Below are 15559 nucleotides of genomic sequence, written 5' to 3' on the forward strand. Positions count from 1 at the left end.
CGGGTATGAACAGTACAATCTATCTTCGAGTTTACTACACCAGAGAATGAAGCACAAAGTTAGCCACAAACAGTACAGAAATGATATATAATGCGACAGGCACTTCCTTGCCCCGTCCTGCTGCCAGCTTGGCTACGGGGTATGCAATAAAACCAAATGCCATCCCGTCTACAATACTGTAAGTAAAGGGCATCATCACCATGATCAGAAATGCAGGAAACGCTTCAGTAAAATCACTGAAATCCATCTCTCGCACATTTTGCACCATTAGACCCCCAATGATGATCAACACGGGCGCAATGGCACTGTCAGGAATATAAGCCAACAGTGGAATAAAGAAAAACGTCGCCCCGAATAAAATAGCAGTTACCAGCGGTGTCATTCCCGAGCGGCCCCCCGCTGCAATACCAGCCGTCGATTCCGCAGCGGCTACCGCCGGACTGCTGCCCAAAATACCGGCAAAGATATTGGTTACAGCCAACACACGCAAGCTGTTTTTAAATAAATCCGGTCTTCCGATCATGTTGGTTTGTGCAGTAATCATACCAATATTCTCGAATAGTACAATGAGTAGGAGCAAAAAGACAGCGATCCAAAAAGCTACCGAGACAATGCCTGAAAAGGAAAGCTCTCCAAACAATTGCCCATACTGTCGCACCGTTTCAGAGGTTCGTACCGTGCTTGTAGGCTCTACAGCTCCCAGTATATAAGCAAGCCCAGTTCCCGCCAAAATGCTAATTAGTAAGCCTCCCTGAACGTTACGCACAAACAATACAATAGCGAGCAGCAACGTTACACAAGCCGTAATTACCTTGGGATCATTAAAATGGCCAATAGCCACAAAAGTCGTCTGATGAGCAATCACGATGCCGCTTTTTTGCAATCCGATAAAGGTTAAAAACAAACCAATGCCTACTGTAATTCCGTGCTGCAAATTATGGGGAATCGCTTGGCTAATCAGCTTGTACAATGATGTAAAGGCCACAATGGCGAATAAGATCCCTGTGATGGCAACCACCATCAACGCTTCCTGCCAACTCAGCTTCATAGAATGTACGAGCGTATAAGTGAAAAAGGCATTAATCCCCATCCCTGGTACAACGACCATTGGAGATTTCCCACCAAAAGCCATAAGCAGGCAGCCAATCATTGATGTCAGCAGTGTCCCGAGCATCGCCCCTTGGAGAGGAATCCCGGCATCTGCCAAAATAGTTGCATTAACCATAACAATGTATACAACGGAAAAATAAGAAATGGCCCCAGCGGCTAATTCCTTTTTCCAATGATGCTCGGGCTTGAAACCGAGACTTCTGGACCACAGTCCATCCTTCATACCAAAACCCTCCAGCAAGTTGTTCAATCTGTTTGCAGTAAGCTGCGCTTTTTCAAAACAAAAAAGAGCTGTAGCAACTGTGACACAAAGGATGTGATGCACAGAACTACAGGTCTTAAAGTGAATACATACTGATGTAAATCTACGAATGCACTGCCATGCTATTTTTGCAACTTACACACCAGCATGTTCTAACAAATCCTTCACGGCTACACTAACCATGATCAGTCCTGCTACCGGAGGTACAAATGCATTGCTTGCAGGCGGCTGCTTCGCCTTCCGGATTTCAGGTGCGTTTGCAGGTACAATTTTTTTTGTAATTTCTTCACGTGGCTTCATTGGTTCTTCATCGGAGAATACAACCTTGACGCCTTTGGTAATACCTTCCTTGCGCAACTTGGTGCGGATGACACGGGCAATCGGGTCCATTCTCGTCTGGGAAATATCTGCAACTTGAAAACGACTCGGATCCATTTTGTTCGCAGCCCCCATACTGGAGATCATCGGAATCCCCCGTTTCAGGCATTCCTTAATCAAATGAATTTTGTAAATAATCGTATCCGAAGCATCCAGCACATAATCCAGTTCGTACTTGAACAGCTCCTCATATGTTTCTTCCGTATAAAACATGTTCAGTGCAATCGCTTCACATTCAGGATTAATCAGCTTCACACGCTCTACCATCAGATCAGCCTTTTTTTGGCCTACCGTCGTTGTCAACGCATGTATCTGGCGATTAATATTGGTGATATCTACAACATCTTTATCAATCAAAATGATACGTCCAACACCCGTGCGCGCCAGCGCTTCCACTGCAATCGAACCGACACCGCCGATACCCAGCACGGCCACCGTGCTATTTTTCATAACCTCTAGACCTTCAGTTCCGATGGCCAATTCCGTTCGTGAAAATTGATGCAACAATATGGTATATCCTCCCTCACTGATTTAAACTCTATGCCTGAACTCCAGCATACAAACCACGAACCCATTATCCATATGAGGGTAACGGGTTCATGGCATTCTATAAGCTATCTCATGCCAATGGATGGCACTTGCAAACGTCTTAAGCTTTAGGAGCAACAGGCTTCGGAGCAATACGGATATGAAGCTGTTCCAATTGAGCTTGATCTACTTCGGCTGGTGCATCCATAAGCAGGTCTGTCGCACTAGCTGTTTTCGGGAATGCAATCGTTTCGCGCAGGTTTGTACGACCTGCAAGCAACATCACGAGGCGGTCAAAACCGAAGGCAATACCACCATGTGGAGGCGTACCATATTCGAACGCATCCAACAGATAGCCGAATTTATCAGTAACTTCTTCCGGCGCCAAGTTGAGAGCTTTGAACATTTTCTCCTGAACATCACGTTTGTAAATCCGCATCGAGCCGCCGCCCACTTCGTAGCCGTTCAGTACGATGTCATAGGCTTGAGCACGAACTTGACCTGGATCGGTATCCAAGAGGCCAAGGTCTTCGTCCTTCGGACGGGTGAACGGATGGTGTTCCGCCACATAACGTTTTTGTTCTTCGTCATAGCCGAGAAGCGGGAAGTCTACAACCCAGGCAAATTTGAATTTGTTATCGTCGATCAGTCCCAAATGACGGCCAATTTTCAGACGAAGTGCGCCCAATACATCAGCAACTACCTTTTTATTATCCGCAGAGAAGAGTAACAGATCGCCTTCTTCGGCTCCTGTGCGCTCCTTCAATGCTTCGATTTCTTCCGGTGTGAAGAATTTAACGATAGGCCCCTTGAATTCGCCTTCCTTCACTTGAATCCAAGCCAAGCCTTTAGCTCCATAGCGTGCAGCGTAAGGACCCAGGTCATCAATCTCCTTACGACTCCAAGTGCCACATCCTTTGGCATTGAGGACTTTTACTTCGCCACCCTTTTCAATTACGGAAGCGAATACTTTTACACCACTAGTTGCCACGATATCATTGACTTTAATCAACTCAAGGCCAAAACGCAGGTCCGGCTTGTCCGAGCCGTATTTGTCCATCGCATCAGCATGTGTAATCCGTTGGAACGGTGTTTCCAGTTCTACCCCAACGGTTTCTTTGAACAATTTCACCATAAGACGCTCCATCATTGGCAGCAAGTCATCCTGTTGCATGAAGGAGGTCTCGATGTCGACCTGCGTAAATTCAGGCTGACGGTCAGCACGCAAATCTTCATCACGGAAACAACGTGCAATTTGGTAGTAGCGCTCCAGGCCACCCACCATCAGCAATTGCTTGTACAGTTGTGGCGATTGCGGCAAGGCGAAAAACTCACCTTCATGCACCCGGCTAGGTACCAGATAATCACGTGCGCCCTCTGGGGAGCTTTTCGTCAAAATTGGTGTTTCCACCTCGACGAACTCTTCTCCGTCCAGGAAGTCACGGAATATTTTTGCTGCTTTGGAGCGCAGTTTCAACGTCTGGTACATTTCCGGACGACGCAGGTCCAAATAACGGTATTTCAAACGCAGAGACTCGTCCACTTCTACACCATTTTCAATGAAGAACGGAGGTGTTTTGGACGCATTCAATACTTCAATTTCAGTGACACGCACTTCAATCTCACCTGTAGGCAGGTTCGGGTTAATCGTTTCTGCATCACGCTTAACAATAGTACCGGTAACCTCAAGCACGTATTCACTACGAACACGATCCGCAATTTGCAGTGCGTCACCGGAATATGCCGGATTAAACACAATTTGTACAATTCCGCTACGGTCACGCAGGTCAATAAAAAGTACGCCCCCCAAATCACGACGGGTTTGTACCCAACCGTTCAATGTAACTGTTTCTCCGATATGCGCATGAGTCAATGCGCCGCATTCATGACTCCTTTTCATAATACACACTCCTGTTTATGTTTAGTAGTTAATGCTATATGACAACCAGAGGAAGCTCCACCGATTGATGTTACACCATTTTCTTTAGCCTAATTCTTCCACCAGCTGATCCAGTTTAACGGTACGCTGCTCGCCAGTTTCCATGTTTTTCAGTGCGATTTCACCTTGAACCAGCTCATCCTCACCCAGAATCGCAGTATACCTTGCTTTAAAGCGATCGGCTGATTTCATCTGCGCCTTCATTTTGCGTCCCAGATAATCTCGCTCCGCGGAAAATCCGGCTTGACGCAACTTGAATAGTTGTTTGGTCACTTCTGTTTCTGCTGCTTCTCCCAATGCTACCATATAGATATCTAACGGCTTGGCTTCGTTCAGTTTGACACCTTGATGCTCCAGGATCAGCTGAATTCGCTCCAGTCCAATGCCAAAACCAATGCCCGGCTGATCTGGTCCGCCCAGATCTCCAACCAATCCGTTGTAGCGGCCACCTCCACCGATCGTGTCTATGGCGCCAATTCCTTCAGCTTTGAATTCGAACGCTGTCAACGTATAATAATCCAGCCCCCGTACCAAACGCGGGTTAACTGTATATTCCACGCCCATGGCATCCAAATTTTGCTTCACTTTCTCAAAGTGTGTGCGAGATTCCTCGTCCAAGCTATCCAAAATCGAAGGTGCACCTCCAAATTTGTCCTGGTCATCTTTGCTATCCAGCACTCGCAGCGGATTACGCTCAATGCGTGCTTGGCTCTCCTTGGTCAACGTATCCTTAATTGGCATCAAGAAGTCCACCAGATGCTGACGATAAGCTGCCCGGCTGGCTGCATTACCGACGGAGTTAATCTCCACCTGTACTCCTTTCAAGCCCAGCTCACGGCAGAATTGATACCCGAAAGCAATAACTTCTGCATCCAACGCCGGATCGACCGCACCAAATGCTTCAATTCCAAATTGGTGAAACTGACGCTGACGCCCAGCCTGTGGACGCTCATACCGGAACATCGGGCCGATATAATACAGCTTAGTTACATCCGGCTCCCCGTATAGTTTGTTCTCCACATAGGAGCGGACAACCCCTGCTGTTCCTTCCGGACGCAAAGTCATGCTGCGCTTCCCTTTATCCTCAAAAGTATACATTTCTTTTTCCACCACATCCGTCGTTTCACCCACACCTCGAACGAACAAATTCGTTTGTTCGAACATTGGCGTACGAATCTCTCGGTAATTAAAGCGGCGGCTAATCTCACGGGCTTTTTCCTCGACAACTTGCCACTTTTCTACACTGCCCGGCAGCAAATCCTGTGTTCCTGTCGGTTTTTGAAAGGCCATTAACGTATCCCCCCATCGTTGTATTTCGTATTGTGCACTTTCTTCTTGCTCCACTTTCAATATAAAACAAAAAATCCCTCGTCCTGTTAACATTAACAGGGACGAGGGATTGTCGTTTACAATCACCCGTGGTACCACCCACATTCCGGAGTTTGCCCAGACAACCAGCATAAGAATCACTCATTGCCCGTCAGCATTATGCTGACTCCGCTCATACGTATAACGCCCGTAACGCGCAGTACGGCTATTATGCAGGACCATCCACTGTAGGCACAGTTGCAATGCACTTTCAGTAGGGTTTCCTCAATTGTTCGCCGCCTGTTCTCGGGGAGGTCATTCATCCGCTCATCAAGGGAATTTTTACAGCCTGGAAATTCCTCTCTGCGCTTGTGGGTTCGGAGTACTTGGTCCCGTCATCAAATCATTTTTCATTATTTTATGATTTTAATGAACCGCTTCGACAAAGTCAAGACATTCTCCCTATAATCGGACAAATAAGGCTTATAAAAAGAAAATAACCTGCGGAAACGGTCCGCAGGTTCAAAAAGATATATCAAAAGGGGGTCATGCTGTTATTATAAACAACGAATATTAAGGAATGATGTTTTGAATATTACAATTGTATTACAGTCACTCTTTTGCGGCTAAATCCCTCAAGTATCGACAATCTTGTGGCGCGCTCTCAGCTTTAATCCAACTGCGATACATATCCACGATTGGAACGTAGCTTATAAATGACCTCATCATAATCGGCGTCATTCACCTTTGCTGATAATACATACCGCAATTCATCTTGATCACCGTTAATATACACATCTGTCGCACGGAGCAACCCTCCATCATGATTCGTTGTTCCGTTCCGTTCTTCATCCAGATCCCTTTGGGCTGAGCCAGAGTTAATCTGGTCATCCTTCGCATCTGGTAGAATATTCTCGCCATAAGCACCCGCCGCAGGGATTGCCGCACCCGCAGAGCCTCCTGTGCTCACAGAGCCTGTATTGTTATAGGGGACCAGCGGAATTAAAACTCTCGTCTCCCGGCCGAGCGTATCACCCAAAGCACCTACTTCCAAATGTTCGGTTCTATAAGCTTGAAGCGAAGCTCTGGCACCCTCAGCTTCATCTTCTGTGCGAAAATAAGCCTGAATCTGTTTTGCCATATCAAATCCTCCTCGTTTGGGAATTGTACTGGCATTAATCTAAAGAAATATTCGCGTTCAGCTTACAATACTTTTAATAACTCACGCACAAAGGCAGGCTCATCCTTAGGGGTCCGAGACGTAATAAAGTTACCATCCACAACCGCCTCTCGATCCTCAAAATGAGCACCCGCATTAATCAAGTCATCTTTCAATGGAGGATAAGCTGTAATCGTCCGGCCTTGTAACAAATCAGCACTCGCCAAAATTTGTGGTCCGTGACAGATAGCGCCTATCGTTTTTTTGGACTCATTAATTTCAGTCACAAATTTCAGAACATTTGCATCTAGTCGTAGATTTTCCGGGGAGGATCCGCCGGGAATAACAACTGCATCATAGTCACTTGATTTCACATCTGCAATGGCTTTTTCAATAGTGTAGCTTGCTTTACCTTGCTTACCGCTCACTTTTTCACCTTGCTTCAGCCCAACAATATCTGCCTCATGTCCAGCCTTTTTTAATTCATCATAAGGTACCTTCATTTCGGAATCTTCAAATTGGTCAGCCAATAAAAATGCAATTTTACTCATTAATGTTCAGATCTCCTTTCCGGTTATCCTCAAAACAAGTTTAAAATTAAGTTTGTTTGTCTATCACGCTTTGTTATTACCCGCTTGATCAGTTTTTATAACAATTCGCAGCGGTGGAAAAGAAAAAGGAGCCTTTCGGCTCCTGCACTAATTCAATGCTACATATTTTGTTTTTGACCTCTTTGTGCTGCTTTCGGGTAGAACCTCATTAACGCTCCATTTAACCCGATGTTACCTGCGCGGCAAAGCACCGCGTCCCGGCTTGTCGATGGCTGTTGCAACATGCTGCAATAACGTATCAGCATTACGAGTAAGGCTGATTGCCTCCTGCATACTACCGGGAAAAAGCAGCACAGTGCTTCGATGCCCGTCCATTTTTGGGGTTTGACGCATAGCTTCGTCTCTCCTGTCACCCTTAGGCTATCCGCCTGGCTAATCACCAATCAGGATGACATTATGGTCCCTCTGAACAGCTATTTTATTCTACTCAGATCACGCCATGAATGCATAGTTACGAACGTTCGGTATCCAAAATCAGTGTCACTGGGCCCCAGTTCGTCAATGAAACATCCATCATAGCCCCAAAAATTCCCGTTTCTACCTCCAGGCCCTTGGCTCGAAGCTGACTGTTGAAGAAATCATACAGCTTCTCCGCTTCCTCTGGTTTGGCCGCCCCCATAAAGTTAGGCCTTCTTCCTTTACGGCAGTCACCATACAACGTAAATTGAGAGACAGACAAAATGGCTCCACCGACATCCAGAACGCTGTCATTCATTTTACCTTCAGCATCCTCAAATATACGTAATCCCGCTGTTTTATCCGCCAAATAAACGGCATCGGCTGCTGTATCTCCCTGACCAATACCAACCAGCAGCATTAATCCGGTTCCAATCTTGCCGACCACCTTTTGATTCACCGTCACCTGAGCGTCTTTACAGCGCTGAATAATGATCTTCATCGCCTATCCGATATCTCCTTTAACCTTCCCTTTTAAAAGGTGCTCACAGCCGTATTACGGCTCTTTTAGCAGCCTATGGGTCTTTCTACCCAAGATGTGTTACAAAGGCTATAAACCTATCTGTACGCTTAATAAGGTTATTGCATAATCCGATGCACAGTGTATACATCCTTCACCCGTTTAATCCGTTCGACAACAGAATGCAAATGATCCGTGTTGCGAATGAGAATCGTGATGTGAATCATCGCCATTTTATTTTTATCTGTACGACCTGTAACGGCCGAGAAGCTGGTTTTGTTCTCAGAAATGGCCTGAAGCACTTCATTCAGCAAACCGTTGCGATCATGCCCCGTAATCTCAATATCGACGCTGTAATTGACTTCCGCTGCTTCTTCCCACTCCACTTCAATCACGCGCGCCTGATCTTCGCCCGTACCCGAAGGAATATTCGGGCAATCCGTCCGGTGAACGGATACGCCGCGTCCACGTGTTACATAGCCGATGATGTCATCTCCCGGTACGGGATTACAACATCGTGCAAAACGAACGAGCAAATTATCGACGCCTCTGACGCTGACACCGTTGGTCGGTGTTTTTTTCCGTTCGCCCTGCGGCTTGTACTCCTTGACCTCGGTCGTCAATTCGATCAACCGTGCCTCTTCTTGTTCCTTACGCAGCTTCTCTGTCAAACGTGTACAGACCTGCGCTGCGGTTATACCACCAAAGCCAATCGCAGACAGCATATCTTCGGAATCGTTAAAAGAGAACTTCTGTGCCACTTCCTGAAGCTTGTCGTCGCTCATCCACACCGATGGCTCGATATCACGTTTTCTTAGCTCACGTTCCAGATTTTCGCGGCCTTTTTCAACATTCTCCTCACGCTTTTCTTTCTTGAACCATTGTTTGATTTTACTGCGCGCGTGAGAGGACTGAGCAATTTTGAGCCAGTCCTGACTAGGTCCATAAGAATGCTTGGACGTCATAATTTCGACAATATCACCGGTTTTAAGTCGATAATCCAAAGGTACGATTCTTCCATTTACCTTAGAGCCAATCGTTCGATTGCCAACTTCGGTATGAATACGGAAAGCAAAGTCCAGCGGAACGGATCCGGCCGGCAACTCAATGACCTCTCCCTTAGGAGTAAACACAAACACAAGGTCTGAGAAAAAGTCCATTTTGAGCGATTCCACAAATTCCGACGCATCCTTCGCCTCATTTTGCAGCTCCAGGATTTCTCGAAAAAAGGTGATTTTATCCTCAAAGTTAGTGTTGTTTGCTCCGTTGCCTTCTTTATAGGCCCAATGGGCCGCAATCCCGAATTCAGCGGTACGGTGCATATCCACTGTGCGAATTTGTACCTCGGTAGGCTCCCCGTTGGGACCTACTACTGTCGTATGAAGGGACTGATACATATTGGCCTTAGGCATAGCGATATAATCTTTAAACCGTCCCGGCATTGGCTTCCACAACGTATGGATAATCCCCAGTGTGGCGTAACAGTCTTTAATGTTATCCACAATAATTCGAATCGCCAGCAAATCATATATCTCATTGAATTGCTTGTTCTTCGTCGTCATTTTTTTAAACACACTGTAAATATGTTTAGGGCGTCCGGACAGATCAGCCTGAATGCCCATCTCTTCCAGCTTCTCTCTGATACGCTGTATGACATTATCAATAAACTGCTCCCGCTCGGCCCGCTTCTTATGCATCAAATTAGCGATGCGATAATACTGCTGAGGATTCAGATAGCGTAGAGCAATATCTTCCATTTCCCATTTAATGGCTGAAATACCCAGTCGATTCGCAACCGGACAGAAAATCTCCAACGTTTCATAAGCAATCCGACGCTGGCTTTCCTCTGACTGATATTTCAAAGTACGCATGTTGTGCAGACGATCTGCTAGCTTAATGACGATGACACGAATGTCCTGCGCCATAGCAATAAACATTTTTCGATAATTTTCGTTCTGTTGTTCTTCCTTGGAACGGAACTGGATACGCTCCAGCTTCGTCAGACCATCGACAAGCATCGCACATGTATCGCCAAAATGCTCGCGAATCTGCGCCAAAGACACCGTCGTATCCTCCACAACGTCATGTAAAAGAGCGGCGATAATGGAGATGGTATCCATCTGCATATTAACGACGATATCAGCAACCGCAAGCGGATGCAGAATATAAGGTTCACCGGACTTACGAGTCTGGCCGGAATGGGCCTGCTCGGCAAAATCATAGGCGTCCCTGATGCGGATAAGATCTGCTTCTCTGGTATAGGCCCCGGCCTTTTTAAGTAATTGCTCTATCCCCATTCTGCTCTATTCCGTGTCCTTTCTATGCAAAATGGAACCCGCCGATCAATGTCGCGCAAAGGTTCCCTTTTAAAAGTGATTTCCTACAATTATGACGGTTAGCACGTCGCACGTCAACTATTACAGGTTTGGCATTGTCGCATTATTCTGTCACACATGGATAAGTAAAATGAGGATTGTTGACGAAATGAAACGAATTATATTGAAAAAATTACGAAAAGTAATTAATGTATATAAGAATAATTGAAAGAACTAAGGAGTGAACTGCGTTGCAACGCGAAATTCAAGTTAATGAAAAGCTACCGGCAGGACCCGGGTTCCTGCTCAGCGTACAGCATTTGTTTGCCATGTTTGGCAGCACTGTGCTGGTGCCGAATATTTTCGGCGTCGATCCCGGCATGATTTTGCTAATGAACGGTATTGGCACATTGTTGTACATATGGATCTGCCGCGGCAAAATTCCCGCCTATCTCGGCTCTAGCTTCGCTTTTATCGCTCCCGTCAGTCTTGTGCTTAAAAACAATCCCGGCGGCAACGGCTATGCTATGGCCCTCGGTGCTTTCATCGTTACAGGTATTATTTTCTGCCTCGTCGCACTGGTAATTAAATATGCCGGAACCCGTTGGCTGGACGTCGTTTTTCCTCCAGCTGTTATGGGCTCCATCGTAGCCTTAATCGGTCTGGAACTGGTTCCGGTTGCAGCAGGCATGGCAGGCATTATCAATGCCGATCCTACTAAAGCCTGGTCTCCAGATCCCAAAACGATTACTCTTTCGCTCGTTACACTCGGGGTCACTGTTCTCGGTGCGGTGTTGTTTCGCGGGTTTGCCAAAATCATTCATATTCTGATCGGTATCGTAGTGGGCTATGTGCTTGCTTATTTTATGGGCATGGTCAATACACAGGCCATTGCAGACGCTCCTTTTTTCGGACATCCTGCAATTACCACTCCAGTTTTTAATACCTCTGCTATGCTGACGATTCTTCCTGTTGCTCTGGTCGTCATCGTAGAGCATATTGGTCACTTACTTGTGACTAGCAACATTGTCGGGCGCGAGTTGTCCAAAGATCCTGGTCTCCATCGCTCTCTGCTAGGTAACGGTATTTCCACCGTCATTTCCGGTTTTGTTGGTTCTACACCTAATACGACTTATGGTGAAAATATTGGTGTCATGGCATTAACTAAAGTGTACTCTGTATGGGTCATTGGCGGAGCGGCTGTCATTGCCATCCTATTGTCCTTCTCAGGCACGTTCTCAGCGATTGTTTCTAATATTCCAGCTCCAGTTATGGGTGGCGTATCCTTACTATTATTCGGTGTCATCGCTGCCTCCGGTCTAAGAATCTTCGTTGAGCAAAAGGTTGATTTCGCCAAGCCAACCAACATGCTGCTTGCGACCATCGTGCTTGTTGTAGGAATCAGCGGTACTACGCTCACTTGGGGCGCTGTAACCTTGAAAGGTATGGCATTGGCTACAATCATCGGCATCATCCTCAGCTTGTTCTTCAAGCTGATTGACGTGCTCGGCTGGTCCAACGATAAATCGCAGGAACCTTTAACCGAGAAAATACCAGATTGATATCTGTTTTTAAACTTTGAAACGCCGCTCCATGTTAGTTATGGGTCAACACGCTCAGAATGTATAGACAAGCGTGTAAAGATCCATATCTCATGGAGCGGCGTTTTTTTATGCACGGCCTTTTTAAAATAGATACTCCTTCATCCATCTTCAGAGCACCCCATCCAAGTCAGTTGCAATAACTGCTTTAACCCTCGATAAGCAACGAGCAGCATTTTTGACTTATTTCCGTATCTAGCTTCTGCTTAGCAAAAAATAAAACAAAAACTGATTGAAATCAGTATGACCACTATGCTCCTTATGACCACCTCTGCTCCTTTTTTTATTGTTCATAGACATTTACGAAATTTTTTCATACCTATTTTCCAACAAAGAAACAAAATAGTCCGATGGAGCAACTCTTTAGATAAAGAGATGTTCCATCGGACTATTTAGGCGATCCGCACATAATTATTTCCCGGGAAACCCGGGTTTCAAAATACTTAATACGTAATCAGGGTGAATACATCTACATCAGTCAGTTTCGCCCGACCGTTTAAGTCAGACAGCTCGATAAGAAAAGCAGCCCCTGCCACATTACCACCAAGCTGGCGTACCAAGTTCACGGATGTAGCAATAGTTCCACCTGTAGCAAGCAGGTCATCAGCAATCAGAACATTTTGGCCTGGCTCTATAGCATCCTTATGCATCGCCAGCGTATCTTTACCATACTCCAAACCGTATGCTTCCTCAATGGTTTCCCCAGGGAGCTTGCCACTTTTACGGATGGGAATAAAACCAACACCAAGCGCATAAGCCAAAGGAGCACCAACAACGAACCCACGTGCTTCTGGCCCTGCAATCAAATCAATTTTCAAATCCGATACCAGTTCCTTCATATCGTTGATAGCCTTGCGGTATAGTTCACCATTTTTCATCAGGGTCGTAATGTCCTTAAAACTAATCCCTGGTTGTGGAAAATCGGAAATCACCCGAATATATTCTTTGTAGTCCAACTTAGTTCCTCCTACTGTAAACTTCAAATTAGTATATACATTTTACAACATAAATTGCGAAATAGTATCTCAAGACGCACCCTTCATAAGCGACATAATCCAGCTCGTCATCTGGGTAGTGTCCGCATCCAACAAGTACTTCTCCATCTCAGCCATATTATACAATTCCTGATATCGTGGAGAAGCTGTTAAATCCCGCTTAGGCGGATTGGATACAAAACAGAATTGACCATCTGTACGCGTCATAAACTCAAGTTCTTCGAAGATGTCCAACACTTTGGATAACATGCGTACTGAACAGGAGCACTGTCGGCTAAGAGCAGGCAGCATTGCTTTTTCATCAATAGGCTGTGTCCCCATTCGGGAAAGCACAACGTAAATACGCTTGAACAGCTCTCTGTCGGGGCTTACGAGTCGACCGCCACGCTCACTGACCGAATGAAGGAGAAATACGTTCTCTACATTCTCAAAGGTAGACCATAATGCCTGAAACTGATCCGGTGTATCCGGCGGCTCTAGTACGAACAGCGACTTTACAGAGTGCTGTGCATCTCTTTGACCATCACTGGGAATAACGCTGCCATCTTTATCGTACAACCATAAGGATTCAGCATCCACGGAGCCCGAGGGACGAAGCCTAGATGACGGGTGGATCAACACCGCAACGTCTTTCTTCCTTTCCTCTATGCGTGGATGAAAGATCTTGAGTCCCCGCTCTAATTCGGCAAAAGGGTCCGACACTCCACGATAATCAAAAATTTGCGGCTCCTGCACTCGAATGTCCTGCATCATTAGCTGGAGAGACCTTTTACCGTTCCATTCGTTAATTGACAATTCACCCAGCAGATCTATCTCCGTTTGTTGCTGTAAAAAATCAGCCAAATCGCCACGACGGAAGGCAATCGCGTCCAGCGATAAACCGTTCTGCTCCAGCAAGAGCTTCACATGATTTTTCTCACGTCCCATTTTACGAGCTTCACGCAATTGCAGTCCCTGTAATACGAATCGTGGAGAAGGATTCCCCATACCAAAAGGCTGAAGCAACTCCAGTTCTTCAACCACTTGCAAAGATACCTCGTCCAAACGACAGACCATATCAGCTTCAGCTACAGGAATGAGATCTTCTGGTGTCAGAATGGAACCCGCATAGCGGTTCAGCTGCTCTTCAAACAATTCCAGATTGTCACGGGACAGCGTCATACCCGCAGCCGAAGGATGACCCCCAAAATGCTCCATAAGCTCATGGCTGTCCGTAAGAGCACTGTAAATATCCAATGCAGGAATAGAACGGGCAGAACCTTTGCACATGCCTGTCTCAGCATCTATACCAAGAATAATGGTCGGTCGATAATAACGATCCAATAGCTTGGATGCCACAATTCCGACAACGCCGACATTCCAGCCTTCACCAGCCAACACAATAACTGACGGTAGCTTGCCTCCATTCAGTTTGGATGCCAATTGTTGCTCGGCTTGCTCCACAATACGTTCGACCACCTGTTGACGCTCACGATTGAGCAGGTCCAGCGCATGCGCAAGTTGATCTGCTTCTTCCTCTTTTTCTGTCGTCAGCAGAGAAACTGCTCGTCCCGCATGATCCAGGCGCCCGCTGGCATTAATCCGCGGAGCCAATGCAAATGCGATGTTGACTGAAGTCACTGTAGATATATCCACGCCCGCTACATGGAGCAACGCACGAATACCCGGAAATGCAGAGTTTCTCATGGATTGAATCCCTCTGCGTACCATCGTCCGATTTTCACCATGTAGTGGCATCAGATCGGCTACCGTGCCGATAGCGACGATTTCAAACCATTCCTCCGGCACCTCACCCAACAGCGCCTGGGCGAGCTTCAGGGCAACACCAACACCTGCAAGACCTTTAAATGGGTATGGGCAACCGGGTAGCTTCGGATTAATCAAAGTATATGCCTCGGGAAGTACAGCAGGCGGCTCATGATGATCCGTCACAATAACATCTATCCCCAAGGAAGTTGCATAAGCAATTTGTTCTACTGCACTAATTCCCGTATCTACCGTAATGACCAGTGTAACTCCCTGCTGATGAGCCCAATCAAGGGCATGGTTATGCAGACCATATCCCTCATTAGAACGATGGGGAATATAAATATCATAAGAAGCCTTCAGAAATCGCATGAGCTGAATCATCAATGATGTACTGGATACGCCGTCCGCATCATAATCGCCATAGATTAATATATGCTCGCCACGTTCCAGAGCCTGGCGAATTCTCGGCACGGCTTCTTTCATGCCAAGAAGCAGAAAAGGGTCGTGTACATCGTCCACACTTCCGTACAAAAAGCGGTTTGCTTCCCCGGCGGTAGTGACGCCCCGGTTCACTAAAAGCCGGGACAACAATGGTGAAATCCCCAGTTCTTCTGTCAACAGCTGAGCCGCTTCCAGGTTAGCCTCTGGGGTCTTCCATCTGTACTGCGAATGAAGCAATCCTATTCAC

Annotated in this window: 12 protein-coding genes; 1 reads left to right on the forward strand and 11 read right to left on the reverse strand. The window is 46.4% G+C overall.

The features are described 5' to 3' along the window. Positions 1-34: 34 nt before the first annotated feature. From MKY24_RS20105 to MKY24_RS20145, 9 genes are all read right to left on the reverse strand, one after another. Positions 35-1333 (reverse strand): NCS2 family permease, encoded by a 1299-nt coding sequence (locus MKY24_RS20105; protein ID WP_023989918.1) that lies wholly within the window; start codon positions 1331-1333, stop codon positions 35-37. Positions 1334-1507: 174 nt separating this feature from the next. Then, complete coding sequence (locus MKY24_RS20110; RefSeq protein ID WP_013311554.1) at positions 1508-2257, reverse strand: tRNA threonylcarbamoyladenosine dehydratase; 750 nt, start codon at positions 2255-2257, stop codon at positions 1508-1510. Positions 2258-2399: 142 nt separating this feature from the next. After that, entirely contained in the window at positions 2400-4178 is a 1779-nt protein-coding gene (gene aspS, locus MKY24_RS20115; RefSeq protein ID WP_023989919.1) for an aspartate--tRNA ligase, read from the reverse strand. Positions 4179-4262: 84 nt separating this feature from the next. Next, the gene (gene hisS / locus MKY24_RS20120; protein ID WP_023989920.1) at positions 4263-5507 is read right to left on the reverse strand and encodes a histidine--tRNA ligase; all 1245 of its coding nucleotides are present in this window, start codon (positions 5505-5507) and stop codon (positions 4263-4265) included. 688 nt (positions 5508-6195) lie between these two features. Further along, positions 6196-6666 carry a hypothetical protein gene (locus MKY24_RS20125; RefSeq protein WP_023989921.1) on the reverse strand — a complete coding sequence of 157 codons (471 nt, stop codon included), beginning with the start codon at positions 6664-6666 and terminating at the stop codon, positions 6196-6198. A gap of 62 nt (positions 6667-6728) precedes the next feature. Further along, complete coding sequence (locus MKY24_RS20130; RefSeq protein ID WP_013311559.1) at positions 6729-7235, reverse strand: type 1 glutamine amidotransferase domain-containing protein; 507 nt, start codon at positions 7233-7235, stop codon at positions 6729-6731. Between the two features lie 231 nt (positions 7236-7466). Next, positions 7467-7628, reverse strand: a complete 162-nt coding sequence (locus MKY24_RS20135) for a hypothetical protein (RefSeq protein ID WP_023989922.1) — start codon at positions 7626-7628, stop codon at positions 7467-7469. A gap of 118 nt (positions 7629-7746) precedes the next feature. Next, positions 7747-8193: a D-aminoacyl-tRNA deacylase gene (dtd, locus tag MKY24_RS20140; RefSeq protein WP_023989923.1), complete on the reverse strand. Its 447-nt coding sequence runs from the start codon at positions 8191-8193 to the stop codon at positions 7747-7749. A gap of 137 nt (positions 8194-8330) precedes the next feature. Continuing rightward, complete coding sequence (locus tag MKY24_RS20145; RefSeq protein WP_025720225.1) at positions 8331-10508, reverse strand: bifunctional (p)ppGpp synthetase/guanosine-3',5'-bis(diphosphate) 3'-pyrophosphohydrolase; 2178 nt, start codon at positions 10506-10508, stop codon at positions 8331-8333. A gap of 269 nt (positions 10509-10777) precedes the next feature. Here MKY24_RS20145 and uraA point away from each other — a divergent pair, with 269 nt between their 5' ends. Further along, positions 10778-12088: a uracil permease gene (gene uraA / locus MKY24_RS20150; protein WP_071558358.1), complete on the forward strand. Its 1311-nt coding sequence runs from the start codon at positions 10778-10780 to the stop codon at positions 12086-12088. A 482-nt stretch (positions 12089-12570) separates the two neighbouring features. On the opposite strand, the gene MKY24_RS20155 is transcribed toward uraA, so the two are convergent. Both MKY24_RS20155 and recJ read right to left on the reverse strand, forming a co-directional pair. Then, complete coding sequence (locus tag MKY24_RS20155; RefSeq protein ID WP_028542428.1) at positions 12571-13083, reverse strand: adenine phosphoribosyltransferase; 513 nt, start codon at positions 13081-13083, stop codon at positions 12571-12573. A 69-nt stretch (positions 13084-13152) separates the two neighbouring features. After that, positions 13153-15549: a single-stranded-DNA-specific exonuclease RecJ gene (gene recJ, locus MKY24_RS20160; RefSeq protein ID WP_339200731.1), complete on the reverse strand. Its 2397-nt coding sequence runs from the start codon at positions 15547-15549 to the stop codon at positions 13153-13155. Positions 15550-15559: the final 10 nt, after the last annotated feature.

It is taken from the genome of Paenibacillus sp. FSL P2-0322 (assembly GCF_037975315.1).
GTDB lineage: Bacteria > Bacillota > Bacilli > Paenibacillales > Paenibacillaceae > Paenibacillus > Paenibacillus polymyxa_B.

Coding starts and splice junctions, on each gene's coding strand:
- MKY24_RS20105 (WP_023989918.1), bottom strand. CDS start 1,333: ATGAAGGATGGACTGTGGTCCAGAAGTCTCGGTTTCAAGCCCGAGCAT.
- aspS (WP_023989919.1), bottom strand. CDS start 4,178: ATGAAAAGGAGTCATGAATGCGGCGCATTGACTCATGCGCATATCGGA.
- hisS (WP_023989920.1), bottom strand. CDS start 5,507: ATGGCCTTTCAAAAACCGACAGGAACACAGGATTTGCTGCCGGGCAGT.
- MKY24_RS20125 (WP_023989921.1), bottom strand. CDS start 6,666: ATGGCAAAACAGATTCAGGCTTATTTTCGCACAGAAGATGAAGCTGAG.
- MKY24_RS20130 (WP_013311559.1), bottom strand. CDS start 7,235: ATGAGTAAAATTGCATTTTTATTGGCTGACCAATTTGAAGATTCCGAA.
- MKY24_RS20135 (WP_023989922.1), bottom strand. CDS start 7,628: ATGCGTCAAACCCCAAAAATGGACGGGCATCGAAGCACTGTGCTGCTT.
- dtd (WP_023989923.1), bottom strand. CDS start 8,193: ATGAAGATCATTATTCAGCGCTGTAAAGACGCTCAGGTGACGGTGAAT.
- MKY24_RS20145 (WP_025720225.1), bottom strand. CDS start 10,508: ATGGGGATAGAGCAATTACTTAAAAAGGCCGGGGCCTATACCAGAGAA.